Raw genomic sequence first — 854 nt, 5'->3', positions numbered from 1 at the left:
TTGCTGTGTGCCGTTGGTCAATGTGAGTCTGAGTACCATTACGTATGATGACTCGCGGGCAAAAAGTTGTGGTACTTGGACACCGAAACCGGCTGAAACGGGTTATGCGTCAGTGATATCGTCGCTTGAGGGTAAAACAGCGGCGGCTCCGGTTTGGTGGATACTGGTTCATCAGATTTCCAAAGGAGTCACTCAGGCATCAATAGCTTCTCTTCCCTGCCGTCCCGACCTGAGGCAACTGCGTTTTGAGGTCCAGCATACGCGGATTAATAATCCGGCACTGGCTCAGATATTACAGGATTTCACCCATGACTGTTATGCGCTGGCATTGTATCAGTGGAAACGCCGGGACGAGGGAAAAAACCTGGATGAAGCGGTATTACCGGGTATTGAATGGTTGGGGTCAAAAGCGTTTCTGAATGGGGCGGGTTATTATGATGTGCTCCAGTCAAAAACACCCCGGTCGGATTTTCCCTGGAAACCGCGCCGTGATGATGGTTTTGCTAATACGGGACAAGGCGGCTATCCGGCCTGTAAGGAATGGTGGTCAGACAGTCAAGTAGGATTGGAAAAACGGATCATGGCGCAGGTTGAACCAGGCATGTGGTTTCGGCTATCAGCGGCATTAAAACTGATGGGTAAGGAGACATCAGAGTACAAAGAAGCGGTGATACGGCGTCTGGTGAGTCCGGAAAACCTGACAACATCTCAGGGGGGACATGTCTATGCCGGTTACGGGGGTAACGCGGATTTTACCCTGATGAATTCAGTGGGCCGTCTGGCTTCATTGGGTGGGATGTCGTTGGGGAGTCTGGCGGCATTTCCGGCATTTGATGCAATGCGCCAGGCATTAC

At 51.6% G+C, this 854-nt stretch carries 1 protein-coding gene; it reads left to right on the top strand.

The genetic code is table 11. The features are described 5' to 3' along the window. Positions 1 to 854 (top strand): conjugal transfer protein TraG N-terminal domain-containing protein (locus tag C5470_RS22075; protein ID WP_166291928.1); only part of this gene is annotated, 854 nt, incomplete at both ends.

Source organism: Photorhabdus stackebrandtii (assembly GCF_011189495.1).
Classification (GTDB): Bacteria; Pseudomonadota; Gammaproteobacteria; order Enterobacterales; family Enterobacteriaceae; genus Photorhabdus; species Photorhabdus khanii.
The sequence above is the reverse complement of the archived record's forward strand: the minus strand, read 5'-3'. Positions and strand labels throughout refer to the sequence as shown.